This is a genomic window from Rhizobium oryziradicis (assembly GCF_001939045.1).
Classification (GTDB): domain Bacteria; phylum Pseudomonadota; class Alphaproteobacteria; order Rhizobiales; family Rhizobiaceae; genus Allorhizobium; species Allorhizobium oryziradicis.
In genome coordinates this window covers 433,145-459,121 of record NZ_MKIM01000027.1, presented here as the reverse complement: position 1 = coordinate 459,121, position 25,977 = coordinate 433,145, and the positions used below count along the sequence as shown (strand labels likewise).

The following is a 25,977-nucleotide window of genomic DNA, read 5'->3' as shown; positions in this document are numbered from 1 at the left end:
TCCCAGTTCCACCGCACCAGCTGTTCCCCTCTGGAGGTTAAATTAACCTTCACACTTTAGGGCCCTGGAGCAATCCGGTGGCCCCTTTTTTTTTGGCCAAATCTCACCTCCGATATGGGCCATGCATCCATCATCCATGAATTTGATGAATTTTGTTCACACGCCATTGAAACGCGATTTCCGCACCCTAAATAGAGTGTAGCTGAGCAAAGCAGCCACCTCTGGGTGGCCTCCCTTTTCAGCTGTTCCCCTCTGGAGGATGAACATCTCCACACCTATAGCACCCGGCGACGGGTGCTTTTTTTTGCGATATCGAAAGGGCGGCTCTTGATATCGAAATTAAACGATCTATATATTGGTCATGGACGATATAACCTCATCACCGGACAATTCTCTGGAACCTGACAATCTGGATGAAGCCCTGAAAGCGCTTTCCAGCCCTGTGCGGCTCTCCATGCTGCAATGGCTGAAGGAGCCGGAGTTGCATTTCAGCGATCAAGCCCATCCGCTGGAAATGGGTATCTGCGCCAGTCAATTCGAGCGGTGTGGTCTTTCTCAGTCCACGGTTTCGGCCCACCTCGCAAGCTTGCAAAAAGCAGGCCTCGTGACCTCCAAAAAAGTGGGCCAATGGATTTTCTACAAACGGGATGAAGAGGCCATCAAAGCTTTTCTTGCAAAGCTTAAAGCCCACCTCTGACATCCATCTCCTCCCCCCACGCCATCTTTCCCCCTTGAAAGGACGATTTCAATGACCACTCTGTTTGATCCCATCCAGATCGGCGACATCGCCGCCGCCAACCGCATTGCCATGGCACCGCTGACCCGCAATCGTTCGCCAAACGCTGTTCCGCGCGCCATGACGGCCACTTATTACAGCCAGCGCGCAACGGCGGGTCTGCTGATTACTGAGGCAACCGCTATTTCCCACCAGGGTCAGGGTTATGCTGACGTTCCCGGCCTTTATACGCCAGAATCCATCGAGGGCTGGAAGGCCGTGACCAAGGCTGTGCATGAAGCAGGTGGCAAGATTGTCACGCAGCTCTGGCATGTTGGCCGTATCTCGCACACCAGCCTGCAGCCCAATGGCGGCAAACCGGTTGCTCCTTCTGCCATCGCCGCAAAGTCCAAGACCTATATTATGGATGGTGAAGGCAATGGCCATTTTGCCGATACATCCGAGCCACGCGCGCTCGAGCTTTCCGAAATTCCAGGCCTGATTGAAGATTATCGCAAGGCTGCCCGCGCAGCCATTGATGCTGGTTTTGACGGCGTGGAAATCCATGCCGCCAATGGCTATCTGCTGGAACAGTTCATGCGCGCGGGCAGCAACCAGCGCACGGATGCCTATGGCGGTTCTGTTGAAAACCGCATTCGCCTGACCCTGGAAGTGGTGCAAGCCATCACCCGCGAAATCGGCAGCAGCCGTACCGGCATTCGCCTCTCGCCGGTTACGCCCGCCAATGATGTGTTCGATCCCGAGCCTCAGGTGGTTTACACCGCTTTGATCGAAAAGCTTGCTCCCTTTGATCTCGCCTATATTCACGTTGTTGAAGGTGCCACCGGTGGTGCGCGCGACTTTACCCAGGGCGACGCCCCGTTCGATTGGGCAGCCTTCAAGGATGCCTACATCAATGCCGGTGGCAAGGGCGTGTGGATGGTCAACAATGGCTATGACAAGAAAACCGCCACAGACGCCATCGCCTCCGGCAAGGCTGACATGGTGGCATTTGGCAAGCCATTCATCTCCAACCCCGATCTGGTGGAGCGCTTGAAGACGGATGCGCCTTTGAACGAGCTTGATCAGGCCACCATGTATGGCGGCGGCGAAAAGGGTTACACCGACTACCCAACCTTGAACGCCTGATTGTAGGATAGTCTGCCCCCGCCAACAGGCGGGGGCAAATTTAAGATCGTTTCAGGCTACACATTTCAAACTCTTCAACGTCGTCAGCACTGCCTCATCCAGCGGCGTTTGTGGCTCCTCGCCAAGCGCTCCCTTCAAATGCTGATTATCGAGCTGCAATGGCTGCTGCCAAAGATAACGCATTTCCCCAAGCTCTTTGAACAAAGGCATGAAGGGTGCCAGCACCGGCACGATCCACCACGGGAACCGCCGGGTTTTGATATTTTCCTTGCCAAGACCTTTGGCAATGGCACGAACCATGGCAAGCCCGTCAGCGTCATAATGGCCCGCCATATGGAAGCGGGCAAATGGCGGCAAGGCGGGCGCTTTTTCCAGCAATTGCGCAAATGTCTCGGCAACATCAGGCAGGTAAGCCCATGCGTGTCCAAGCCCCGGCTTTCCCGGCAAGGACACCGATGTAATCGGCTTTCCCGGCTTCACCAAGCCTTGGGCAAACCAGTTGTTGCCCGCATCGGGGCCAAAAAAATCCCCTGCCCGCACAAGAATCGTCCGAACACCGTATTGTGCTGCCGCTTCCAGCCGCTGCTCCAGCTGCACCCGAATGGCTCCCTTTTTCGTCCACGGATGCTGCGGACTGTCCTCTTTGAGAAGCGGAAAGGCATCCGGCCCAAAGTTATAAATGGTTCCCGGCATCAAAATCATGGCACCATGGGCCTTGGCAGCGGCAATGCTATTGTCAATCATCGGCAACACCAACTCAGCCCAACGCTGATAGCCGGGCGGATTGACGCCATGCACGATTGCAGACGCGCCCGCTGCCGCTTCAAACACATCCTTGGCATTCATGGCGTCACCCTGCACCCACTCAAACGCCGGGTTGTTTTTTGCCATGGCACTGCCAAGTCGATGCAGCGCGCGAATGCGATAACCACGCGCCAAAAGCACCTTGGCAAGCGCACCACCAATGCCGCCGGTCGCGCCCAGCACCAAAACCAGTTTTCTATTGCCCATCTCTGTCATGTTCTGTCTCCGTCATCGGTGTGTCTGATGGCCAGACAGTGCGCTTTGAGCGTGCTTTTCAAAATTGTATATTTATGTGGTTATGCTATACATTTTCGCATGGCAAAAGACATAACCAGCTGGGATCACTTTCGAAGCTTTTTAGCCGTTCTGGACGAAGGCTCGCTTTCTGCGGCCGCCAGAACCCTTGGGCTGACGCAGCCCACCGTGGGACGACATATCGAAGCGCTGGAGGCCATGTTTGGCACCTCGCTGTTTTTGCGGGTTCCGCAAGGGCTGCTGCCCACCGATACCGCCTTGGCCATGCGCGCACAGGCGGAAGCGATGGCAGCCAGCGGCGCCACGCTTGCCCGCATTGCATCAAGCGGCCACCATGCCGCGCAAGGTACGGTGCGCATCAGCGCCAGTGAAATTGTCGCCATTGAAATTCTGCCGCCTATTCTGGCGGACTTGCAGGAAAGCCACCCGAACCTCGAGATCGAGCTGTCGCTATCGGATAAGGTGGAGGATTTGCTGCGCCATCAGGCGGATATTGCCGTGCGCATGGTGGCCCCGCAGCAGGGCAATCTTCTCAGTCAGCGCATCGGCGCTATCCGCTTAGGCTTTCACGCCCACACCCGCTATCTAGCCAAACACGGCACGCCCAAGACACTGGAGGATTTGCATCAGCACCGGTTGATCGGATTTGACCGGCAGCTGGCCTATATTCGTGACATTTTAAAAGCGCGGCCCGATCTCGCGCGCATCAGCTTTGCCTTTCGCTGCGATAGCAATGCAGCGCAATTTGCCGCCATTCGTGCGGGGGCTGGCATTGGCATGTGCCAAACCACGTTGGCAAAGCGCCATGATGATCTGGTCGAGGTTTTACCGACCCAACTCAACGTCGATCTCGACACCTATGTGGTGATGCATGAAGATCTCAAGCATAGCCCGCGCTGTCGCGTGGCCTTTGACGCCATCGTCAACGGATTGAAGGCCTATCAGGCCGAGTGACGCCCCTGTTTGGGCTGGTAGTTGTCAACAATCTCGGCCTCGGGGCGATCGTCTCCGCTGCTCATCTCAGCGCGCCACTTGCCATCTTCATCCTGATAGATAATGCGCACCGGCTCGTCATTGAGCGACAACTCGCGCACCACAATCCGCGCCGCCTCCAGCGCCTGGTCATGGCTGTCGAATCGCTCGGAATAGGCTCCGTTTGAGCGGTAAGCCCAGCCTTCATCATGGGGTACGATTTCATAGGTAACTTTGACCATCGTGGGTTCCTCTCCCAACAGCAGCTCGGATTTTAACGCATGAGAAACAATGTAGAGCTTTGATCTGCCACATCATTTTATCATCACCCTATGCCAGCATAAGGCAGGGTCAAGAATAAAATCATACGATCACCTGTACAGGCACCTACTATTGCATCTTGGAGACGGAACTGCAAATAGCACTCAACCGTTACGGTTCATCCCAAGAGAGATTCGCGATCTTCCACACAGCATGCAGACAAAAGGATGACAGCACGTGAGCGATATAAAACAAGAAAAAATCTTGGTGCTGCCGCTTGTTTTGGCGATCATTGCCTTTTTCGCAGAGCACAGCCTGCTTGAAGCGGGAAGAATTGTGTCTCTGCTGGGGGCAGCCGTGTTGGTGGGTGGCATTCTGGTGGCCTCCATGCGCGTTGCCCACCATGCTGAAATTCTCGCCCATAAAGTTGGCGATCCCTATGGCACCATGATCCTCACATTGTCTGCAGTGGCGGTGGAAGTGTTGATCCTGGCCATCATGATGGGTGGCGAGGAATCACCCACCCTGGTGCGTGACACCATTTACTCAGCCGTGATGCTCGACATCAACGGTATTTTGGGGCTGGCAGCGCTGCTGGGCGGCCTGAAGCATGGCGAGCAACCCTATAATGACGACAGTGGCAAAACCTATGGCGTGATGATTCTCACCGCCATGGGCATTTCCATGATTGTGCCGGAATTTGTGCCCGATGCGAAATGGACCTATTATTCCGCCTTCACCATTTTTGCGATGCTGGCGCTTTATGCGGTGTTTTTGCGCATGCAGGTTGGCCAGCACAGCTATTTTTTCAGCTACAGCTATCCGCGCCGTGCCGCCTCAAGCGCAAAGGATGACGCCCCCGCCGAAGAAGAGCATTCCGTTGCCACCTCCATCGCCATTATCATCATCGGCGTGGTGGTGATTGGTATCTTGGCCGAATTCATGTCGGTGTTGATGGGGGAAGGACTGCGCGGCACCGGCGCACCACCGGCCATTATGGCGATTTTGGTGGCCTCGATTTCGGCAGCGCCCGAAATTATCACCGCATTGAAAGCAGCCTTGCACAATCGCATGCAGGCAACCGTCAACATCGCCATGGGGGCTTCGCTCTCCACCGTCATCCTCACGGTGCCGGTCATGGAGGCCATAGCGCTTTACACCGGCCAGCCTTTCATCATGGCCATGAGCCCGGTGCAGACGGTGATGGTCACGATAACGCTGATTGCTGCCGCCATAAATCTCAACGATGGCGAGACAAATGCAATTGAGGGTATGACCCATTTCGTCCTCTTTGCAACGTTCATCATGCTTTCAGCTTTGGGGCTCTAAGTTAACCTTCTAAAATTAGGAACCTTCGTCACGTTCGCGTGAATCGGGAACGATTCCCAAACAAGTTCGTTGACATGGAGATATGGTGAAAAAGCCTCCACGCTTGCCGCAATATCACCAAGATGAAGGACAACAAAACCGAACATGCTGCACGCATGGTTTTTGAATCGGGAGCTACGGCCTTGAAGCGATTAGATGTTCTCGACGGGATGCGAGGTTATTTCCTTGTGTTCATGATGCTCAATCACCTGATTTTTACAGGTGGTTATCTGCTGGTGAAGATCAATCATAACCAGCTGACATTTGTTGAAGATGCACAGGGTTTCGTGTTCATGTCCGGCCTCCTGGTGGGCATGGTGTATGGGCGAAAAATGCTGAAAAGCGGCTATGATGCCGCCCGAGACAGAATCTGGGCGCGCGCCTTTGAGCTGTATCGCTATGCCATGGGCATCGTGCTGGTGATTCTGGCCGCGCGCCTGGTTTTGCCGCAATCCACTCAGATCTGGCATGACTGGCTGGGTGAAACGAGCCTGAATGATCCTCTTCGCCTTGGCTCGATTGCAACATTCCTGTTCCAGCCCACCTTCATGGATATTTTGCCGCAATATATCATTTACATGATTTTTGCGCCCATCCTGATCTGGCTCTGCATCACAGGTCGCTGGGTGCAGGTTGCCATCGGTTCGCTGCTGGTGTGGATGGCGGGGCAGCTTGGCCTGCACCGCCTGGTGACCTATCCTGTGAATGATTGGTTGAGCGCTGCGGACAAGGAAGGCATTCGCGCCAGCTTCAACTTGCTGGGCTGGCAGATTGTGTTCTTCTCCGGCGTGATTATTGGCAGCATGACCGCCAATCGCACAATCGAATGGACCAAGGTGTTCGCACCGGAAAAAACACTGATTCCAAAGTTTGCGTTGGCAATTCTGGTGTTCTTTGCGCCGCTTCGGATCCTGACGGCCAACGGCTGGATGCCCGATTCGATTTTGCAAAAATTCGGCACCATGGAAGTGCGGGCAGATTTCGGCCCGGTATACCTGCTGAACTTCATTGCCCTGACCAGCCTGGTGGCGTGGTTGCTGATTGCCGGGCACAAGCATGAAAACGCATTTGTGCGCAAGGCTGCGAATGTGCTTCATAGCCTGTTCACGCTGAGCTTCCTGCGCCTCATTGGTCGCCATTCGCTGCATGTTTATGTCTGGCATGTGTTGGTGGTGTTTGCGGTGCGCTACATTGATGGCCTTGCTGGTCCCTTCACAGAACTGACCAAGACAATCATTGCCGTCTTCTGTGTATCGCTGCTGGCCCTTCCCGCTCTCTACCGCGAGAGGGAACTGTTTTTCCAACAGCCGAAAGAGCCTAAGCCCGCAGCCGCTCCCGTCACGCAGATGAAATATACCAAAACGGCGTAAGCAGAGAACAAAGAGACAGACATAAAAAAGACGGGCCAAAAAAAGGGCGGGATGGTCAAAACCATCCCGCCTTTTTGTCATCAAGCAAAGAGCTTATTTGCAAGCAGCGCAGAAGCGCTGAATGCGCTTGCAGGCTTCTTCCAACTGCTCTTCCGACGTGGCGTAGGAAATGCGGAAGTTCGGGCCAAGGCCAAAGGCAGAACCATGCACCACGGCAACACCTTCGGTTTCCAGCAGTTCGGTGACGAAGTCCTCGTCGGTTTCCATCACCTTGCCAGATGGCGCGGTCTTACCCATCAGGCCAGCGCAGGACGGATAAACGTAGAATGCGCCCTCTGGCGATGGGCAAACAATGCCCTTGGCCTGGTTAAGCATGGACACCACCAGATCACGACGACCTTCAAAGATCTTCTTGTTTTCTGGAATAAAGGCCTGTGTACCGTTCAGGGCCTCAACAGCCGCCCACTGGGCCACCGAGCATGCTCCGGATGTCTGCTGACCCTGAATCATGTCCATGGCCTTGATCAGTGGCAGTGGACCTGCGGCATAGCCAATGCGCCAGCCGGTCATGGCATAGGCTTTGGAAACGCCGTTCATGGTCAAGGTACGGTCATAGAGCTTCGGCTCCACTTCAGCAGGCGTTGCGAATTTGAAATCGCCGTAGGTCAGGTGCTCATACATGTCATCGGTCAACACCCAAACCTGCTCGTGGCGCAACAACACATCGGTCAGCGCCTTGAGCTCATCATGGGTATAGGCCGCACCCGATGGGTTGGATGGCGAGTTAAACAGGAACCACTTGGTCTTTGGCGTAATCGCCTTTTCCAGATCTTCCGCGGTGAGCTTGAAGTTGTTTTCCTGCTTGGTGGCCACAAAAATCGGCGTGCCGCCGCACAGCGCCACCATTTCAGGGTAGGACACCCAGTAAGGAGCCGGAATGATCACTTCGTCGCCAGCGTTCAGGGTTGCCATGAAGGCATTGAACAGGATCTGCTTGCCGCCGGTGCCAACAATGGTTTGCTCTGGCTTATACTCCAGACCATTTTCGCGCTTGTATTTTTCAACAATCGCCTTGCGCAGTTCTGGAATACCGGAGATCGGCGTATATTTGGTTTCGCCGCGATTGATGGCGTCAATGGCCGCCTGTTTGATATTGTCTGGCGTATCGAAATCCGGCTCGCCTGCGCCAAGGCCGATAACGTCGCGGCCACTGGCCTTCAGTTCACGGGCTTTCTGCGCCACTGCAATGGTGGCTGAAGGCTTAACACGGGAAAGAGCGTCGGCAAGAAAAGCCATGTAACATATCCTGAAGCTAATGAACGATCACAGGCCTCGGATTTTCCAAGGCTTCAGGTTACAGCTCTATGACAATTCTCAAGCTCTGTTTCAAGCATAAACGCCCAACAGGCCTGCTTTTCTTGTCACGGTGACACAAGTGGCAATTGGCCACCCAGCCGCACAAACCATCCCAAACAGGGAAGCTGTTAACCCGCTTCACGGCCAAACGTTAACGTGCCACAATATCGCCTTATTTTTTGCGGTGCAGTGCCACAATTCCGTCCCTTTACGAACCATTTCGAGCGGCTTTTATGCCCTTGCGGTTTGGGTGAAATAAAGCGGTGACACGATGACACAGAAGACTGAAAATCAACTTGGAAAACGGTTGCGCGTTTGCGCAGTTTTGGCAGCACTGACAGTGGCTGGCGTGTCAATGTTTGCTTCTTTTGCAAGCGCCGAGACCGCTTCTGCCGTCGAACAGGCATCTGTTGTCGAAACCTCAGTTGAATCGGCATCACAGCCGGTGAGCCAAATGGCACCAGACCCGCTCTCAACCGGCAGCATCGGCACGACAGTCAATCAGGCCCGCGACAATTTGGAAAACACCCACATAGACCGCGCCGTTGCCAACAGCGTGTCGTCGGTGCAAATCCCGTCCTATCTTTCCATGCTGGCAGATCGCCGCATTCTGGTGATGCTCAGTCTGATTGGCCTGTTTGTAGTGTGGATCAATCGCACCCCGCAAAGCCGCGACGACACCAAGAGCTAGAGCGGGACCTGATCTGCCGGTATTCGCGCATGTGCACCGCTGTTTCCCAACATCTGGCCAACACCTGTAGATTATTTTTCCCGAATTCGATTCCGGTTTCGGAATTTATTCGTTAGGAAGGTCCCATTGTTTGACGCATGTACGTTATCGTTTCATTGAGGACAATGAAACGCGACATGCTTTAGAATTCAAAGGGTCCGGAATGACACGCATACAAGCCAATCTCGCGCTTCTTCTGGCCGCCGCCATCTGGGGCGGTGGGTTTGTGGCCCAATCAACGGCCATGAACCATGTCGAGGCCAATTGGTTTAATGCGCTGCGTTTTGGTCTTGCCACACTGGCCGTGCTGCCCTTTGCCTGGATGGAAAGTCGCAAAGCGACAAAAAAGCTCAGCCGAGGCGACATCGCAAATTTTGTGATTGTCGGCGTTTTTCTGTTTCTGGCCCAGACTGCCCAGCAATTTGGCCTGAAAACCACCACCGTCACCAATGCCAGCTTTTTAACCGGCCTTTACGTCATCATCGTGCCGGTGGTCTCGGTGCTGTTTTTAAAATATCGCCCGCATTGGGTCATCTGGCCAGCATCGCTTGCCTCCGTCACGGGCATCTTTTTGCTCAACGGTGCAAGCCTTCAGTCAATTTCGCCCGGCGATAGCCTCACCATTCTCTGCGCTGGCTTTTTTGCCATCCAGATCCTGATGACAGGCCGGATCATGCAAACCGTGCCGCGCCCTTTAACATTGGCAGCAGCGCAATTTGCCGTCACCACCCTGCTCTGCACGGGAGCTGCTAGCGCACTCGAGCCGATCACCATGAGCGACATTGCCAACGGCATGCCGCAAATTCTCTATGGCGGTCTGTTGTCCAGCGGTTTGGCGTTCAGCCTGCAAATTATCGGCCAACGCTACACAACATCATCTCAGGCCGCGATTTTCATGTCGTCCGAAGCTCTGTTTGGTGCAATGCTGGGCGCCTATTTTCTCCATGAAACACTACCGCCGATTGGTTACATGGGTTGCGGATTGTTATTTTTGGCCATGTTGGCGGTGGAAGTTGTCCCTGAATGGCACAAAACATCGCGTTCAATGGCATAAATTTTAAATCACGCAGCATTTTGCTGATGTGAAAAAGTTTACCACAAGTTTGATTAATTTGAGTTGATTTTATTGGCGCTACGCTTTGGCAAGCGGCTTCTTCGCAAATTTTCGCCCAAAACGCCCAAAATTCGGCTTATTTGCGATTCTCGCAGCTTCACAAAACACAGATTGGTAAAGAAACTTTTGCTTGCCAATTCCCTTTAAACCAAGCAATCTTCGCTCGTTCGGGCAATTTCAATGCACGGAAAGACCTATAATTTATGGCACCGGAGACGCAGAAGTTCCGGGCAACCACAGGGGATACCGGCACTATGTCGTGTTATTTTCGCGTGGCTGCGGTAGCAGGGACCTTTCCTCACCATTTGATTGGCCGGCTAGACCCTTAGGGGATGGAGCATAGCTGTCCGTCGATCCCGGACAGAGACAAAAGGACCTGACGCATGGCCGAAACTGGCATTGTAAAATTCTTCAACGTTGACAAGGGCTTCGGCTTTATCAAGCCGGACAATGGTGCTGCCGACATTTTTGTGCATATCTCAGCCGTACAGGCATCTGGCCTATCTGGTCTTAGTGAAAACCAGAAGGTGAGCTTTGATACGGAACCGGACCGCCGCGGCAAAGGACCTAAGGCTGTCAATCTGCAGATCGCAGGCTGATTACCTCGTTCACATTTTTCATTCGCGCAGCGGCCCGGCAAGTTTTGCCGGGTTTTTTTTGATCAAAGCCGGGAAGCTTACAGCCCCTTGAGATAGGGGTTGGTGCGGCGCTCATCGCCAATACGACTGCCGGGGCCGTGGCCACAGATAAAGCCAACATCGTCACCCAGCGGCAAAACCTTGTCGCGGATGCTATCGAGCAATTGCTGGTGATTGCCGCCGGGCAAATCCGTGCGGCCAATGGAGCCGTTAAACAGCACATCGCCAAGATGGGCAAAATTTTGCGCCCGATTGTAGAAAATCACATGGCCGGGTGCGTGGCCGGGGCAATGAAACACCTCAAAGCTATGGCCGGAAAAACCCACCACGTCGCCTTCTTTCAAAAAGCGGTCAGGCGTGGCGTTGCGCATTCTGCACGGCATTTTGTAAGCGAGCGCCTTTTCCTCAATGCTGTCCAACAGAAATCTATCATCTTCATGGGGGCCGATGATCTGAATGCCAAGCGCATCTTTGACGTCTTCTGCACCGCCTGCGTGATCCAGATGACCATGAGTCAACCAGATCTCCTTGAGGATGATGCCATTTTTCGACACCATGTCCAGGATTTGCTCCGCATCACCGCCCGGATCGACAACAACACCCTCTTTGGTTTCGCTGTCAAAAAACACCGTGCAATTTTGCTGAAACGGCGTGACCGGAATAATCCCTGCCTGCAACTGACCCATAATACCCTCTTCATCACCATGCATGCGGCATGACTATAAACCGATATTTGCATAGCCTTTTCAAGGGTCGAATGCCAGTCTCGGATTATTGAACAGGCTGTGAACCAAGTGACGCCATAACCTGATGGTCGTTTTGCGGCGCGCCGGCCATGAGGAAATTGGCGAGCAACAGAGCGGCGGCGGCCGTCTTTAAACTGAAGACCAGAATCATCAGGGGGCGCAGCTTGTCATCTACAACATCTTGATCTGTCAGCTCAGGTGTCGGGGTCATGCTCGCCTCTCCGTTATTAATTTAGCTTAATAAGTCGCGAGACGCGATTTGGTTGCATGCGAATTAAAATATTTTCTACGATGCCATTTTCTGGAAGATCGGACAGATTTTGGGCAAAGTTATGCCATGATCAGGCCGTGCGGCAGCCGCTCTCACCCACTTTGTCGCATGCGAGGCGTAGCGCGCGCTCATCCCGTGGGAAAAGCGCAGTTTTTATTGGCAATTTTGCCCCACTCGGCATAGTTTTGCTCAAATTTGAACCGCAAAGAGCAGCAGCGGTCGCCGCAAGGAATACGCAGCCTTTACACGCATTGGCATAGATAAGGAATTTGAAACGTGCAAAGATCGCCTACGGCCAAAACAGCCAAAAAACAGCTGCCGGAAATGCCGCATATAGACGACAAGAGCATTGATTTCGAAACCATCGAGCTATTCTTTTTCGCCTATCGTGACTTTGTGTCAGACCCGGATGAAATTCTGGAGAAACTCGGCTACGGGCGCGCCCACCATCGTGTGGTCTATTTTGTCAGCCGCCAACCGGGCATGACGGTTGCCGATCTGTTGTCGATCTTGCGCATCACCAAGCAAAGCCTGGCGCGGGTGCTGAAAGAGCTGATCGAGCAAGGCTATATTCGCCAGATGACTGGCCCTGCGGATCGTCGCCAGCGCAGGCTCTATCCAACCCTTGCTGGCCGTGAGTTGGCTTTGGCGCTCTCGGACCCACAATCACGCCGCATTGCCAATGCTTTTAAAGGCCTGACACCGGATCAAATGCAGGCTGTTCGGGTTTTCCTGAACGCCATGCGCAGTGAAGCGGTGGAAAGCACCGCACAAATCGAGGAGTCCTGACGCATATGAAACAGATAGATCTGATGGATGATGCCCCTCACCTTCTCGTTGTTGACGACGACACCCGTATTCGTGACCTGCTGCATCGTTATTTGAGCGAACAGGGTTTTCGCGTCAGCGTTGCCGCCGACGCGCAGGAGGCCCGGCGCAGGCTGAATGGCCTGAGCTTTGATCTGCTGATTGTTGATGTGATGATGCCGGGCGAAAACGGCTTGTCCTTGACCAAGTCCCTGTCCGAGCAAAAAAACCAGGCCCCCATCATCATGCTCACTGCCCGCTCTGAGGCGGATTCGCGGATTGCCGGGCTGGAGGCGGGTGCTGACGATTATCTGGCCAAGCCGTTTGATCCGCGCGAACTGGTGCTGCGCATCAACAATATTCTCAAGCGCAACAGCAGCGGCGATGGGCCGAAAATCGAGCAGGTGATGTTTGGCCCCTATAGTTTCTCTCTCCTGCGCAAGGAATTGAAAAAAGGTGCCGACGTGATCCACCTCACCGATCGCGAGCAGGACATTATGATGTTGTTTGCCAACAAGGCAGGCGAAACCATTCCGCGCTACGAACTGGTGGGCGAAGACGCCGATGTGGGCGAGCGCACCATTGATGTGCAGATCAACCGTTTGCGCCGCAAGATTGAGGATGACCCGGCCAATCCGGTCTGGCTGCAAACCGTGCGCGGCATTGGCTATCGCCTGAGCCGGGACTGACGACATGACCCTGTTCGAGGCGATCGGCCACCTCAAAACCCGGCGCATTTCATGGGTCAACCTGCGCTGGTTCAGCCGATGGCTGCGCAGGCAATTGCCCACCGGCCTGTTTGCCCGCTCCCTGCTGATCATCATTTTGCCGATGTTGATTTTGCAAACAGTGTTGCTGTTTGTGTTTATGGAACGACATTGGCAAATGGTAACGCAGCGGCTTTCCGCCGCCGTGACCCGCGATATATCGGCGGTCATTGTGTTGTTGGAAAAATATCCAAACGACAGCGCGCAGATCCTCGCTGTCGCGCGCGAAAAAATGGCGTTGACGGCCACTTTGGAAAAAAATGGCGAATTGCCTGCCCCGCGCCCAAAACCGTTTTTCTCGATTCTTGACCAATTGCTGAGCGACGAGTTGCGCCAACAGATCAACCGGCCTTTCTGGATTGATACGGTGGGCGATTCACCGCTGATTGAGATTCGCATCAAACTGGATGGTGAGGTTTTGCGCATTTTCACCCGGCGCAGCCAGGCCTATGCCTCCAACACTCATATTTTCATTCTGTGGATGTTTGGCACCTCTTTGGTGCTGATCATCATCTCCACCCTGTTTTTGCGTGGCCAAATCCGCCCCATTCTGTCGCTGGCCTCGGCCGCCGAAAGTTTTGGCAAGGGCCAAAAGCTGGAAAAGGATTTTGTGCCGCGCGGGGCTGATGAAATTCGCCGCGCGGGCCGCGCCTTTATTCTGATGCGCGAGCGCATCGAGCGCCAGTTGGAGCAGCGCACGGCCATGCTGACCGGCGTCAGCCATGATTTGCGCACCATTCTCACTCGCTTCAAGCTGCAACTGGCGCTCGCGGGCGACAATCCCGATCTTGAGCCGTTGAATGAAGATGTCGATGCCATGCAATCCATGCTCGAAGGCTATATGGCCTTTGCCAAAGGCGAGGCTGAGGAGAATTTTGGTCCGTTCAATTTGAGTGACATGTTTGAGAAAATCAGCAGCGATTACGCGCTGCATGGCAAGGATTTCAGCTTCCACATCACCGGCGATGATAATGTGCGTGTGCGCCCCAATGCCTTTTGGCGTCTGGTGGGCAATCTTGCCGCCAACGGTCGCCGCTATGCGCAAAAAGTCCATGTGGAAGCCAGACATGGCAGCAAATGGCTGACCATCGTGTTTGATGACAATGGCCCCGGCATTCCGGAAGCGTCGCGCGAAGATGTGTTCAAACCGTTTTTCCGGCTGGATGAGGCGCGCAATCTCGATTCATCCGGCACTGGCTTGGGGCTGGCAATTGCCCGCGACATTGCCCGCAGCCACGGCGGCAATGTCACCTTGTCGGATAGCCCCATGGGTGGCTTGCGTGCCAAGATCCGCATCCCCGTTTAAGATGTGACTGCGGCCTGACAACCGGTTTTTAAAAGAATTTGGGAGGGAAAAATGAGCTTTGATATCAAGACCATGCAATGGTTGAACCCGCCAGAAAAAGCGACGTGGACCGCGCGCGGCGTGATTGTTGAAACAAAAGACGCCAGCGATTTCTGGCAAAAGACCTATTATGGCTTCACGCCGGATAGTGGCCATTTCCTCTCCACCCCACGCAACGGTGATTTTACCGTCGAAGTCAGTTTTTCCGGCCAATATGAAACCCTCTACGATCAGGCCGGATTGATGCTGCGGGTGGATGAAACCCACTGGGTCAAATGCGGAGTGGAATATACCGACGGGCACATGCATTTCAGCACCGTTGTCACCAATGATCACTCGGATTGGTCGGTTGTGATGCTGAAGGGGGAGCCCAAGGTGGTTTCAGCCCGCATCACCCGCCTGGGCGATGCGCTTTTCATTCAATACAGTATTGATGAAGGAAAAAGCTGGTCCATGGCCCGGCTGGCATGGTTTTCACCATCGCCTGAAACTGTGCAGGTGGGGCTTATGACCTGCTCACCCAAGCGCGCTGGCTTTCGTGTTGAGTTTTTTGATTTCAAACTCACAGATCCCGTCTCGCGCGAGATCCACTGAACAAAAGTCACATCATCTTCTTGCCATTGGGCACGCCCTTTGTGACCGAGGCCAGCACTATGGCTCCATTCTCATCCTCAAAACCGAGGGTGAGAACTTCGGAGCGCACCGGCCCGATCTGGCGTGGCGGAAAATTCACCACAGCCAGTACCTGTCGGCCAATCAGGTTTTCCGGCGTATAATGCACGGTAATCTGGGCCGACGAGCGCTTGATGCCGATCTCGGGACCAAAATCAATCTTCAGCTTATAGGCTGGTTTGCGCGCTTGCGGAAAATCCTCAGCCTCGATGATGGTGCCGACACGAATATCGACCTTTTCAAAGTCACCATAGGTGATCTCGGCAGGATTCTTCGCATCACCGCTCACGATGCCAGTTCCTCTGCGCGGGTCTTTGCTGCCGCAATCGCCGCATCAAAAAGAGGCTGCATGGCATCATCGGCCATCAAAACCGAAAGCGCTGCCGCCGTTGTGCCGCCCGGAGAGGTGACGTTTTTGCGCAAAGTTGCCGCTTCGTCCGTTGATTGATGCAGCAATTCGCCCGCCCCCGCCACCGTTTCGCGCGCCAGGCGCATGGCAAGATCCGCAGGCAAACCGGCCTTGCGACCCGCTTCCGCCATGCATTCGACAAGGTAAAACACATAGGCTGGACCACTGCCGGAAACGGCCGTGACAGCATCAATATCGCTCTCGCTGGAAACCCATTCCACCGGGCCGCTGACCTTCAGAAGATCATGCACAGTGGCACGCTGCGCCTCGCTGACAAGCCCATTGGCATAGGCACCGGTAATGCCGCGCCCAACCATGGCTGGCGTGTTGGGCATGGCCCGCACCATGGCGACAGCCCCGAGATGGCTTTCCATAAAGGCAAGCGTCTTGCCAGCGGCAACCGAGACCACAACCGTGTCGCTGCCCACCAGACCCTTCAACGATGGCAGCGCTGCTGCCATGATCTGCGGTTTGACGGCCAGAAACAACAGCGACACTGTTGTATTCAACGGTGCTTCCGTCACATGCTGCACGCCGGCGTCACGAAAACGCAGCTTAGCAGCATCATTGGCACCGGGATCGATGACCAGAATAGAAGATGGATCAACACCATTCTTGAGCCAGCCGGACAGCATCGCGCCGCCCATATTGCCAGCGCCCACCAAAGCAATCAAACCGCTCATTCTCAGGCTTCCCCAACCGTGGTGAACAGCACAACGTCCATGGCTGCTTTCGCATCCAATCCAGACCAGATGACGTATTGGAAGGCTTCATAATAAGCTTCACACGCCTCAACCGCGCTGGACAGCAGCACTTCCACTTGCTGATTGGTGGGTTCTGCGCCACCGGCCAACAGCAGCGACTGGCGGAAAATCACCACATCCTCCTGCTTCCACAGGTCAAAGTGACCCATCATCACCTGTCCGTTGATGCGCGACAAAAGACGAATAATCTCATTGACCTTGGCATCGGGCACACGCAGGTCAAACGCGCAGGCCAAATGCAAGGACTCGCATTCTTCCATCCACGAAAACGACACCTGATAGGCCGCCCAACGGCCATTCACCGTCATGGCAATTTCATCTTCACATGACCGCTCGAACGACCAGTCATTATTCGAAGCCACGAACTCGATCATATCAACCGGGTTGGACTGACGTTCCATTTGCAATTCCATAAGGGTCATGCCGCACCTTTTCAGCCGGGAATCCGCACATCGACGACAAAAGAATACACCATCGTCAAAACGCCACGCATCCACCGGAAACACATTTCGAATGATACCCAATACCCCCAGAGTGCTTGCGGCACCCTGCCCGAAACTTGCCGGGTCGTTTCGAATCATCATTTAAAATCAGTGTATAACGCCGGGAGTCTCAAACCAGCCCCATTGAGGGCTTTTCACAACCGTCGCTGTGGACAGTGCTTGTTTTCATCTCTCAGAACCGGGCCTTAACTGACTCTGGCCATTGCGTTTTTTGGCACTATCCACATGTGGAAAAAAAACGTAACCAATCGTTAAGCATAAGCCAAAAGCCGCTGTAAAATCTCGGACTTAGGCCATAAAAAAACGGCTGCACCCACGCGCAGCCGCCTCAAGACGTCATTAATGATTTGCACGAAATACTACGGAAAAACAGGAATCTAACCCGACATTCCGTAACTCGTTACTTTCCGTCGCCAGAAAGCTTGGCCTCCAGCGCTTCGATTTTTGCGCGCAAGGCCTCATTTTCATCCAGCGCCTTCAGCGCCATCTCGCGCACCACATCAAATTCTTCCCGACGCACAACATCCAGACTGTTGAGCCAGCGCTCGGCCTGAGCGTGAAAAGCGGTCTCTGCCTCACGGCGCACGCCTTGGGCAGCGCCCGCAGCATCGGTCATCAGCTTTGCAAATTCGTCCATGATACGATTGGTTCCGGTGCTCATCATCGTGCTCCATCTGGCCATAGGGGTATGCCCATCTTGGGCATCCAAACTCGATATTTATGCAGGTAGGCATTCGCAACGCGGCTTGCAAGACAAAATTCCCCTGACAAACGCGGCTTCTGCCATCATTAACCCTAGAATCACCTTGACGGTGCAAAGGCCGCCCGCCATTTTCCGGGCAAACAGTGAGAGAATGTCCTTGAATACAGCGTTAAGCCTTTTCACCGAGCTACCTTATCCTCAAATTGACCCGATTGCGATCAGCATCGGGCCGCTGGCGATCCGCTGGTATGGCCTTGCTTATGTCACAGGCATTCTGCTTGGCTGGTGGCTGGCGCGGCGCATGATCAACACGCCCCGCCTATGGCCCAACAATTATACACCGATTACCGAAAAACATCTCGATGATTTTCTGGTCTGGGCCGCCCTCGGCATCGTGCTGGGTGGCCGCATCGGCTATATTCTGTTTTATGATCTTGAGCCGGTGCTGGCCAATCCCATGGTGGCATTGGAAATCTGGCGCGGCGGCATGTCGTTTCACGGTGGCCTCACGGGTGCCACCCTTGCCATGATCATCTTTGCGCGCCGCAACGGCCTGCCCGTCTGGATGCTGTTTGATGTGGTGGCCTCAGTCGCCCCCATCGGCCTGTTCTTTGGCCGCATCGCCAATTTCATCAACGGCGAGCTTTGGGGACGGGCCAGCGACGTGGCCTGGGCCATGCAATTTCCGACAGGCGGCCCTTTTACCCGTCACCCAAGTCAGCTTTATGAGGCCGCCCTGGAAGGGATCGCGCTGTTCATCCTCGTGCAAGTTCTGGGTCGCACAACATCGGCTCTGAAGAAATCCGGCACAATCAGTGGCGTTTTCATCTGTGGCTATTCTCTGGCCAGAATTTTTGTTGAGTTTTTCCGTGAGCCAGATGTTCAATTGGGCTATCTGGCGGGCGGCTGGCTCACCATGGGCATGGTTTTGTCCATGCCAATGTTTGCGCTTGGCCTTTGGGCTATCTGGCGAGCGCAAACAGCCACTCCTGCGTAATTCCTGAAGCCGCAAGCGGTTTGAGGAAAGAATATGCAGCAGATTTAAACTGCTACGGCGTCCTTTGCGCGATGTGTAAACGCGCGGTGCCGTAGACCCCAACAATGAACAGGGGCCTATCACGTATGAGCACTCCACTCGGTGACAAGATCAAAAGGTTGATCCACCTGAATGGTCCCATGAGCGTTAGCGATTATTTTACGCTCTGCCTGGCCGATCCGGAATTTGGTTATTATCGCAGCCGCGAGCCTTTTGGCGCGCAAGGGGATTTTATCACCGCGCCGGAAATCAGCCAGATCTTTGGTGAAATGATCGCCGCCTTTCTGGTCCATGCCTGGAAATGCCACGGCCTGCCCAACCCTGTGCGGCTGGTTGAAATTGGCCCCGGACGTGGCACTATGATGAGCGACATGCTGCGGGTGATTGCCAAGCTTGCCCCTGATATGTACCGCGACACCAGCGTGCATATGATTGAGACCAGCGAACGCCTGCGGGAAGTCCAACAAAGCACCCTCGCCGTCCATATTGAAAAAATCGACTGGCATGACACGCTGGAAGATGCCCCCGCAGGCTTCACGCTGGTGGTTGCCAATGAGCTGTTTGATGCCATTCCCATCCGGCAGTTCGTCAAGGCAGGTGCACATTTTGTCGAGCGTGTTATCGGCCTCGATCACGAGGACGAGCTTGTTTTTGCCCTTGGCACCGCCGTTCTCGATCCATCCTTGCTGCCGGAAGGAGCAGAGGGCGCGCCAGACGGCACTATTTATGAGTTCTCGCCTGCGCGCCGCGCCGTGATGGAAGGTCTGTGCCACCGCCTCGGCCAGGAAGGCGGCACCGCCCTGATTATAGATTATGGCCATATGGCCACCGGCTTTGGCGATACATTGCAAGCCGTGCGCACCCATGATTATGATCCGCCCTTGGCCCATCCCGGCATTGCCGATCTGACCAGCCATGTCGATTTTGAAGATCTGGCCCGCACAGCGATCAGCAACGGCATCTCGGTGACCGGTTGCATGCGGCAGGGTGATTTTTTGCTCGGCCTTGGCATTACCGACCGCGCTGGCGTGCTGGGACGTGGCAAGGACGCCGCCACGCAATTGATGCTGACAGAAGCCGTCACCCGGTTGGCAGGAAGCGGAGAAGGCAGAATGGGTGAGCTGTTCAAGGTTTTGGCCGTCTCCACCCCTGCTCTGTCTTTGCCTCCCTTTCGTCCCCTCCATTGATAAGGTTGCAGCCATGTCCCAAGTCACGCCGAACCCGCTGCAAAGCCCCTTGCTTGCCAAAGGCGAAAGCGCAGGCATTGCCCATGGCTTTTTCACCCGCCAAGGCGGGGTCTCAGAAGGCATCTATCAGGGTTTGAATGTCGGGCTTGGCTCGCATGACAATCGGGAGCATGTGCTTGAAAATCGCCGCCGTATTGCAGGCTGGTTTGATATTGATGCCGCGCATCTGGTCACGGTGCATCAGGTGCATTCACCCGATGTTATCAGCGTGACAGCGCCATTTGGCGCAGATCGCCCGCAGGTGGATGCCATGGTGACGGCCACGCCGGGGATGGCGCTCGGCGTTTTATCGGCCGATTGCGGGCCGATTTTGTTTGCCGATCCGGCCCATCGCGTCATCGGCGCGGCCCATGCCGGCTGGAAAGGTGCGCTGACCGGCGTGCTGGAAAACACCATTGATGCCATGATTGGCCTTGGTGCAAAACGCGAAAGCATCGTTGCCACGCTTGGCCCTTCCATCAGCGCCAAGGCTTATGAGGTAGGGCCGGAATTTGTGGAGCGGTTCGTGGCCCATGATCCGTCCTACAGCGCTTTTTTCACCCCCTCGCCCAAGCCAGGTCATGCCATGTTTGATCTGCCGGGCCTGACCGTGAAACGATTGCGGGGTGCCGGAATCCTTGCCGACATGCTAGGGATTTGCACCTATGGCGATTCGGGGTCTTTCTTCTCCTATCGTCGCACAACCCATGCTGGTGAGCCGGATTATGGTCGTCAGGTATCCGCAATTTACCTCAGGGAGATCTCCCAATGACGCTTCACTTTTCTGAAACAGAATATGCATCGCGGCTGGATCAATTGAAGGCCCGTATGGCCACTGAAAAGCTGGATGCCGTCCTGCTGTTTGCGCAGGAAAGCATGTATTGGCTGACCGGCTATGACACCTTTGGCTATTGCTTTTTCCAGACACTGGTGGTGAAGGCCGATGGCGAGATGACGCTGCTGACGCGCTCCGCCGATCTGCGTCAGGCCCGCCAGACCTCCAATATTCAAAACATCAATATCTGGGTGGATCGCACCAACGCCGACCCGACCATTGATTTGAAAGATCTGCTGAATGATCTGGATCTCTTGGGTGCCCGCATCGGCGTGGAATATGACACCCACGGCATGACCGGCCGGGTTGCCCGCTTGCTCGACAATCAATTGATGAGCTTTTGCCAGATGGTGGATGCCTCCTATCTGGTCAGCGAACTGCGGCTGATCAAAAGCGCTGAGGAAATTGCCTATATCGAGAAAGCCGCAAAGCTTGCCGATGATGCGCTGGATGCAGCCTTGCAACTGACCGGCCCGGGTGCTGATGAGGCGGCCATTCTGGCGGCGATGCAAGGTGCGGTGTTTGCCGGTGGTGGCGATTATCCCGCCAATGAATTTATCATTGGCTCCGGTCAGGATGCTCTTTTGTGCCGCTATAAAGCCGGTCGTCGCGTGCTGGATGCCAATGACCAATTGACACTGGAATGGGCTGGCACTTTTGCCCATTACCACGCCGCCATGATGCGCACGGTGGTGATTGGCGAGCCAACACCCCGCCATGTTGAGCTGTTTGATGCCTGCTATGATGCCATTCAGGAGATCGAAAAGGTCATGCGCCCCGGCCATACCTTTGGCGATGTGTTTGAGGCGCACTCACGGGTGCTGGATGCACGCGGCCTGACGCGCCATCGGCTCAATGCCTGCGGCTATTCGCTTGGCGCTCGTTTTTCACCGTCGTGGATGGAGCATCAGATGTTCCATGTGGGCAATCCACAGCCAATCCTGCCGGATATGTCCCTGTTTATCCATATGATTATTATGGATTCGGAGCGCAACATCGCCATGACCCTCGGCCACACCTATCTCACCACCGAGGATGCACCACGGGCCTTGTCGCGGCATCCCCTTGAGATGATCGTAAAATAATGACGATTTAAGATAGAATTTAACGATTTCGGAAGACAATAGCGGGATGCTCGGGCGCGATACTCTGTCTGCCCGAGCATTTTTGCCTTTGTGACGTGGGTGAATGTCTCTGGCTGTTTGTTTTTGCTCAATTCCGGGCGGAACACTGGTTTCGAACGGAAACACGACCAGGAGGCCGCCATGAGATATTCCGTTTCCGGGCCTGCCATGATCGCGGCCCTCAGCATGGTTCAAGGCTGCACGGTCTCGGATACCTTGACGCCACCGCTGGATGTTGGCACCAGCGGCTCGATCAGCAATAGCGCCCCTTTGAACCGCACCGACATGCAAACGGCAGTCGCGCAAAATCAGGGCTTATCCTCGAGCCCCATGCGCGAACAAACCGCGCTGGGCTATTCTTATCCGCAACAGCCGAACGAACAGGCGCAATCGTCGCCCCAAAATTCACTGGAAGCGCAGGCGCAGGCTTTGCAAAGTGGCTACAACCCCGTGGCGTCCAAACCCTTGGGCGACAATCTTGGCCAGCAAGAGCACACACGGCACCATGGCGGCACGCGCCAGCCTGTGGAAAACCACCGCATCTTAGACGAGCAATCGCAAGCCCACCAAGCGCCGGTTCAGCACGCGCAAGAAGAGCCGACCTCAGCGAGTGCCGAGACCACTGAGCCCTCCCCGGCAAGCACGCAGCAAGCCGCCATTGCGCCCGATCCAGCCTCGGCAAACGCCATTCGCTTTTTGCCAATCATCGGCGCGCCATCGCAAGTCGTCATGCCGCTGTCGCGCCAACTTGGCACGGAGGCACGCGAAAAAGGCCTTGTTTTACGGGACTCAAGCAGCGAACCGGCCCAACATATCCTGAAAGGGTATTTCTCGGCCTATAATGATGGCGGCCGAACCGTGGTTGTCTATGTGTGGGATGTGCTGGACGCCAGCGGCAATCGCCTACACCGTATTCAAGGGCAGGAAACCGTGCCCGGCAAGGCCAAAGATCCATGGGCATCGGTGCCCGCGTCGACCATGCAAAACATTGCAACCCAAACCATGGACGACTACCAGGAGTGGCGCACCAAAAGCGCCGGATAGGTCGTAAACCATATCCATTTACGAAATTCAGCAGAAGAGCGCGTAAACCTCTTGCATTCAAGGTGAAGGGCGCTAAAAAGCCCGCAATAGAGCGCCGCGTATCACTCAAACACGCGCGCTTCGTGCTAACAGTTTTAGATCTGCCGCGTAAGGCTAAGCCCGATCAATAACGGTCCCGCAGCTTTAGCGCCAGCTTGCAAACAGGCGGACATACATGAAGGTCTTCGCAGGTAATTCAAACCGGCAACTTGCAGAAGCAATCTGTAAATATCTCAATCTTCCGCTTGGAAAGGCCAGCGTTCGGCGCTTTGCTGACCAGGAAATCTTCGTGGAAATTCAGGAAAATGTGCGCGGGGAGGATATTTTCATCATCCAGCCCACATCGTCGCCCACCAACGACCACCTGATGGAATTGCTGATCATGATTGATGCGTTCCGTCGCGCATCCGCCAAGCGTATCACAGCTGTTATTCCCTACTTCGGCTATGCGCGTCAGGATCGCAAATCAGGTTCGCGCACACCAATCTCCGCCAAGCTGGTCGCAAACCTCATCACCGAATCCGGCGCAGACCGCGTGATGACCATGGATCTCCACGCCGCCCAGATTCAAGGCTTCTTCGATATTCCCACCGACAATCTCTATGCCGCTCCTCTTCTGACCCGCGACATCAAAGACAATTACGACCTGAAAAACCTGATGGTGGTCTCGCCAGACGTGGGTGGTGTTGCACGCGCCCGCTCACTGGCCAAGCGGCTGGACTGTCTTTTGGCGATCGTTGACAAGCGCCGCGACCGTCCGGGCGAGTCTGAAGTCATGAACGTGATCGGCGATGTGACCGGCAAGGATTGCATCCTGATTGACGACATTATCGATTCCGGTGGCACTTTGTGCAACGCGGCTGAAGCGCTTTTGAAGCAGGGTGCCAGCAGCGTAACGGCCTATATCACCCATGGCGTCTTGTCTGGTGGTGCCGTTGCCCGCGTTTCGTCGTCAAAATTGCGCGAATTGGTGATTACCGATTCCATCCAGCCGACAACGGCCGTGCTGTCTGCTCCCAATATCCGGGTTCTCAGCTCTGCCACCCTGCTGGGCGAAGCCATTGACCGCACCAGCGCCGAAGCCTCGGTTTCCAGCCTGTTCGACGACTAAAGCCTGTCGCGGCGAATAGGATTCACTGCGACAGGCTTTAGATCTTATTTTGTCGCATGTACGTTATCGTATTATTGACGACAATAAAACGCGACATGCTTTAATCCAACAGAACATCGGATTTATCCGAAAGCCGGTTCTCAACTTTACAGCACTGCGCGCCACATATGGCGAACAGTGCTGTAACGGCGACGCATCGCGATATAGACCTCCTTGAATTTGATGGAAAAGTAATCTTATCTCGGTACACTGCTGTGTATGCGCCATGTCGGCCGCAGAACGCCGTCATCGACCATCGATCGGGATTGAGGACCCTAACCATACCATGCACGTCAATATCGCCAGCGATCAGATTCCCTCCGGCGACAAGCAAGAACCGCCAGTGGCATTAACAAGCGATGTCATGCTGGCCCATCCCCTTGCCCATGATTTCATTCGCCAGCAGGCGGCGGGATTTTTGTCACGTTTTACAGAGATTCCCCTTGTTGCGCGGATTTTTGCCAGCCATCAGCGTTGGTTGCTGGCGCATATTGCGCTGGTGCAATATTTCGAGACCGGGCAGATTTTACCGGCCCGCTTTTTTGACCGTATCGAACACAATGCCGTTGCCAGCCGCAACACCGCCGATGCTTTCCTGAAAGAAATGGAAACCTACGGCATTGCCGACCCGATTGCAGCATCAGATCGGCGCAGCCGCCCGCTTGTGCCATCAGACATCAGCATCAATGCCGCCCTGAATTGGCTGGAACTGCATCTGGAGACGCTCGACCGTTTTGATCACGGAAACCGGATTCAAAAATTCCACGCCAGCGGTCGAGACATGAGCAAGGTCCATCCCCTCATCACGGCGGATTTCATGCAGACTGCGGAACTCCGCGACCAGCCGAAGGTGTTCGACCCCTTCATATGGCTCAACAACGGCAATATCATCATCGATTGGTTGATTGCCAATTCGCAATCCGTTGATCCCGCAGCCGAGAGAATACCGGTCGGCATCGTCTCCATCCAGACAATGTCCGAGACTTTTCATCTGTCACGAACACACCTGACCCGCAAGCTGCTTGATGCCGCCAAAGCGGGCACCATTGGCTGGCTGGGCGCGCGCGGCCGTTCCGAACTTTGGGTTTCCAATGCGTTTCGCGCGGAATATGCCCGCGCGCAATGCATCAAGCTGGCGATCATTGACCGCGCATGCGCGCGCTGCGGGCTTGTTTAAAGACTGTCAGGTTCAAATTGAACCAGAAAGTCTCTAAACTTCTTTGTTGGAGTTTGTCTTTATCAGGAAAACCGGATTCCACTTTTCCCTGACAAACTCTAGTCCATCATCGCGCAGGCAGCGGGCAAACCTCACCATTAAACAGTTTTGATCGCGTCAAAAAGCGCTTTTCCCGGCCATTATCGAGCGAAAACATGCCGCCACGGCCTTTGACAACATCAATGATCAATTGGGTGTGCTTCCACACCTCATACTGGCTTTGGTGAATGTAAAACGGCACGCCATCAATCTCACCCAGCTTCACATCGGTATCACCAACAATATAATCATTGGCGGGATAGCACATCGGCGAAGAGCCATCGCAGCAGCCGCCGGATTGGTGAAACAGAATTTCGGGATAGTCGCGCTTGATCTCCCGGATCAGCTCCAGCGCTGCATCGGTGGCCAGCACCCGCTGCTCAGTAACCTGCTCATCCATGTCCGCTCCTCCCACATAAACAAGAAAAACTGGCGGAGAAATAAATATCCGCCAGTCAGACCACTGACAAACCTATCCTCGCACTCTGCGTCATCCTCGGCCTTGAGCCGAGGATCCATTTTTCAACGGCCTATAGATCCTCGGGTCAA

29 protein-coding genes are annotated in these 25,977 nt (G+C 54.7%); 19 read left to right on the top strand and 10 right to left on the bottom strand.

Translation table 11 applies throughout. The features are described from left to right. Positions 1 to 361 precede the first annotated feature (361 nt). Together BJF95_RS13225 and BJF95_RS13220 are read left to right on the top strand one after the other, a co-directional pair. A complete protein-coding gene (locus BJF95_RS13225) occupies positions 362 to 697 on the top strand; it encodes an ArsR/SmtB family transcription factor (protein WP_075639906.1) in 336 nt (111 codons plus the stop codon). A 51-nt stretch (positions 698 to 748) separates the two neighbouring features. After that, positions 749 to 1,864, top strand: coding sequence for an alkene reductase (locus BJF95_RS13220; protein ID WP_075639905.1), 1,116 nt, complete (start codon positions 749 to 751; stop codon positions 1,862 to 1,864). A 51-nt stretch (positions 1,865 to 1,915) separates the two neighbouring features. Here the strand turns inward: BJF95_RS13220 and BJF95_RS13215 are convergent, their stop codons facing one another. After that, positions 1,916 to 2,884, bottom strand: coding sequence for an NAD-dependent epimerase/dehydratase family protein (locus BJF95_RS13215; protein ID WP_139317486.1), 969 nt, complete (start codon positions 2,882 to 2,884; stop codon positions 1,916 to 1,918). A gap of 99 nt (positions 2,885 to 2,983) precedes the next feature. Between BJF95_RS13215 and BJF95_RS13210 the strand changes: the two genes are divergently transcribed. Beyond that, a complete protein-coding gene (locus BJF95_RS13210; protein ID WP_075639904.1) occupies positions 2,984 to 3,877 on the top strand; it encodes a LysR family transcriptional regulator in 894 nt (297 codons plus the stop codon). Here BJF95_RS13210 and BJF95_RS13205 read toward each other — a convergent pair. Then, positions 3,865 to 4,137: a DUF2188 domain-containing protein gene (locus tag BJF95_RS13205; RefSeq protein WP_075639903.1), complete on the bottom strand. Its 273-nt coding sequence runs from the start codon at positions 4,135 to 4,137 to the stop codon at positions 3,865 to 3,867. The genes BJF95_RS13210 and BJF95_RS13205 overlap by 13 nt on opposite strands. 256 nt (positions 4,138 to 4,393) lie before the next feature. Between BJF95_RS13205 and BJF95_RS13200 the strand changes: the two genes are divergently transcribed. After that, entirely contained in the window at positions 4,394 to 5,485 is a 1,092-nt protein-coding gene (locus BJF95_RS13200; RefSeq protein WP_075639902.1) for a calcium:cation antiporter, read from the top strand. Between the two features lie 182 nt (positions 5,486 to 5,667). Next, positions 5,668 to 6,894 (top strand): OpgC family protein, encoded by a 1,227-nt coding sequence (locus BJF95_RS13195; protein WP_083638837.1) that lies wholly within the window; start codon positions 5,668 to 5,670, stop codon positions 6,892 to 6,894. A 93-nt stretch (positions 6,895 to 6,987) separates the two neighbouring features. Here the strand turns inward: BJF95_RS13195 and BJF95_RS13190 are convergent, their stop codons facing one another. After that, the gene (locus tag BJF95_RS13190) at positions 6,988 to 8,190 is read right to left on the bottom strand and encodes a pyridoxal phosphate-dependent aminotransferase (RefSeq protein WP_075639901.1); all 1,203 of its coding nucleotides are present in this window, start codon (positions 8,188 to 8,190) and stop codon (positions 6,988 to 6,990) included. A 331-nt stretch (positions 8,191 to 8,521) separates the two neighbouring features. Between BJF95_RS13190 and BJF95_RS13185 the strand changes: the two genes are divergently transcribed. The 3 genes from BJF95_RS13185 (at position 8,522) to BJF95_RS13175 (ending at position 10,693) form a co-directional block, all read left to right on the top strand. Then, on the top strand, positions 8,522 to 8,941 hold the full coding sequence (locus BJF95_RS13185) for a hypothetical protein (RefSeq protein WP_075639900.1): 420 nt from the start codon (positions 8,522 to 8,524) through the stop codon (positions 8,939 to 8,941). Positions 8,942 to 9,143: 202 nt separating this feature from the next. After that, positions 9,144 to 10,034 carry a DMT family transporter gene (locus BJF95_RS13180; protein WP_075639899.1) on the top strand — a complete coding sequence of 297 codons (891 nt, stop codon included), beginning with the start codon at positions 9,144 to 9,146 and terminating at the stop codon, positions 10,032 to 10,034. A gap of 443 nt (positions 10,035 to 10,477) precedes the next feature. Further along, on the top strand, positions 10,478 to 10,693 hold the full coding sequence (locus BJF95_RS13175; RefSeq protein ID WP_075639898.1) for a cold-shock protein: 216 nt from the start codon (positions 10,478 to 10,480) through the stop codon (positions 10,691 to 10,693). A 77-nt stretch (positions 10,694 to 10,770) separates the two neighbouring features. On the opposite strand, the gene BJF95_RS13170 is transcribed toward BJF95_RS13175, so the two are convergent. Continuing rightward, positions 10,771 to 11,418: an MBL fold metallo-hydrolase gene (locus BJF95_RS13170; RefSeq protein WP_075640333.1), complete on the bottom strand. Its 648-nt coding sequence runs from the start codon at positions 11,416 to 11,418 to the stop codon at positions 10,771 to 10,773. Positions 11,419 to 11,503: 85 nt separating this feature from the next. Then, a complete protein-coding gene (locus BJF95_RS13165) occupies positions 11,504 to 11,689 on the bottom strand; it encodes a hypothetical protein (protein ID WP_075639897.1) in 186 nt (61 codons plus the stop codon). Between the two features lie 384 nt (positions 11,690 to 12,073). Here BJF95_RS13165 and BJF95_RS13160 point away from each other — a divergent pair, with 384 nt between their 5' ends. Genes BJF95_RS13160 through BJF95_RS13145 form a run of 4 tightly spaced genes read left to right on the top strand, consistent with a single transcriptional unit; the run spans position 12,074 to position 15,262 of the window. Further along, positions 12,074 to 12,538: a MarR family winged helix-turn-helix transcriptional regulator gene (locus tag BJF95_RS13160; RefSeq protein ID WP_083638836.1), complete on the top strand. Its 465-nt coding sequence runs from the start codon at positions 12,074 to 12,076 to the stop codon at positions 12,536 to 12,538. Positions 12,539 to 12,543: 5 nt separating this feature from the next. Continuing rightward, the gene (locus BJF95_RS13155; RefSeq protein WP_075639895.1) at positions 12,544 to 13,245 is read left to right on the top strand and encodes a response regulator; all 702 of its coding nucleotides are present in this window, start codon (positions 12,544 to 12,546) and stop codon (positions 13,243 to 13,245) included. A 4-nt stretch (positions 13,246 to 13,249) separates the two neighbouring features. Continuing rightward, a complete protein-coding gene (locus BJF95_RS13150) occupies positions 13,250 to 14,629 on the top strand; it encodes an ATP-binding protein (protein WP_075639894.1) in 1,380 nt (459 codons plus the stop codon). A gap of 51 nt (positions 14,630 to 14,680) precedes the next feature. Continuing rightward, positions 14,681 to 15,262 (top strand): DUF1349 domain-containing protein, encoded by a 582-nt coding sequence (locus BJF95_RS13145; protein WP_075639893.1) that lies wholly within the window; start codon positions 14,681 to 14,683, stop codon positions 15,260 to 15,262. Between the two features lie 7 nt (positions 15,263 to 15,269). Here the strand turns inward: BJF95_RS13145 and BJF95_RS13140 are convergent, their stop codons facing one another. From BJF95_RS13140 to BJF95_RS13125, 4 genes are all read right to left on the bottom strand, one after another. Next, positions 15,270 to 15,629, bottom strand: coding sequence for a tRNA-binding protein (locus BJF95_RS13140; RefSeq protein WP_075639892.1), 360 nt, complete (start codon positions 15,627 to 15,629; stop codon positions 15,270 to 15,272). Beyond that, on the bottom strand, positions 15,626 to 16,432 hold the full coding sequence (proC, locus tag BJF95_RS13135; protein WP_075639891.1) for a pyrroline-5-carboxylate reductase: 807 nt from the start codon (positions 16,430 to 16,432) through the stop codon (positions 15,626 to 15,628). Before proC ends, BJF95_RS13140 begins: the two co-directional genes overlap by 4 nt. A gap of 2 nt (positions 16,433 to 16,434) precedes the next feature. Next, positions 16,435 to 16,935 (bottom strand): type III secretion system chaperone family protein, encoded by a 501-nt coding sequence (locus BJF95_RS13130; protein ID WP_075639890.1) that lies wholly within the window; start codon positions 16,933 to 16,935, stop codon positions 16,435 to 16,437. Positions 16,936 to 17,416: 481 nt separating this feature from the next. Further along, positions 17,417 to 17,680, bottom strand: a complete 264-nt coding sequence (locus BJF95_RS13125; RefSeq protein ID WP_075639889.1) for an accessory factor UbiK family protein — start codon at positions 17,678 to 17,680, stop codon at positions 17,417 to 17,419. 196 nt (positions 17,681 to 17,876) lie between these two features. On the opposite strand from BJF95_RS13125, the gene lgt reads away from it, so the two are divergent. The 7 genes from lgt (at position 17,877) to BJF95_RS13090 (ending at position 25,350) form a co-directional block, all read left to right on the top strand. Further along, the gene (gene lgt, locus BJF95_RS13120; RefSeq protein WP_075640332.1) at positions 17,877 to 18,716 is read left to right on the top strand and encodes a prolipoprotein diacylglyceryl transferase; all 840 of its coding nucleotides are present in this window, start codon (positions 17,877 to 17,879) and stop codon (positions 18,714 to 18,716) included. 125 nt (positions 18,717 to 18,841) lie between these two features. Further along, positions 18,842 to 19,942 (top strand): class I SAM-dependent methyltransferase, encoded by a 1,101-nt coding sequence (locus BJF95_RS13115; RefSeq protein WP_075639888.1) that lies wholly within the window; start codon positions 18,842 to 18,844, stop codon positions 19,940 to 19,942. 13 nt (positions 19,943 to 19,955) lie between these two features. Next, the gene (pgeF, locus tag BJF95_RS13110) at positions 19,956 to 20,753 is read left to right on the top strand and encodes a peptidoglycan editing factor PgeF (protein ID WP_075639887.1); all 798 of its coding nucleotides are present in this window, start codon (positions 19,956 to 19,958) and stop codon (positions 20,751 to 20,753) included. Further along, positions 20,750 to 21,901: a M24 family metallopeptidase gene (locus BJF95_RS13105; RefSeq protein ID WP_075639886.1), complete on the top strand. Its 1,152-nt coding sequence runs from the start codon at positions 20,750 to 20,752 to the stop codon at positions 21,899 to 21,901. The genes pgeF and BJF95_RS13105 overlap by 4 nt, the downstream gene beginning before the upstream one ends. Positions 21,902 to 22,081: 180 nt before the next feature. Next, the gene (locus BJF95_RS13100; RefSeq protein ID WP_075639885.1) at positions 22,082 to 22,984 is read left to right on the top strand and encodes a hypothetical protein; all 903 of its coding nucleotides are present in this window, start codon (positions 22,082 to 22,084) and stop codon (positions 22,982 to 22,984) included. Between the two features lie 214 nt (positions 22,985 to 23,198). After that, positions 23,199 to 24,134: a ribose-phosphate pyrophosphokinase gene (locus BJF95_RS13095; protein ID WP_075639884.1), complete on the top strand. Its 936-nt coding sequence runs from the start codon at positions 23,199 to 23,201 to the stop codon at positions 24,132 to 24,134. Positions 24,135 to 24,459: 325 nt separating this feature from the next. Next, entirely contained in the window at positions 24,460 to 25,350 is an 891-nt protein-coding gene (locus tag BJF95_RS13090) for a hypothetical protein (RefSeq protein ID WP_083638807.1), read from the top strand. A 106-nt stretch (positions 25,351 to 25,456) separates the two neighbouring features. On the opposite strand, the gene BJF95_RS13085 is transcribed toward BJF95_RS13090, so the two are convergent. Continuing rightward, a complete protein-coding gene (locus BJF95_RS13085) occupies positions 25,457 to 25,828 on the bottom strand; it encodes a DUF779 domain-containing protein (protein WP_075639883.1) in 372 nt (123 codons plus the stop codon). Positions 25,829 to 25,977 lie beyond the last annotated feature (149 nt).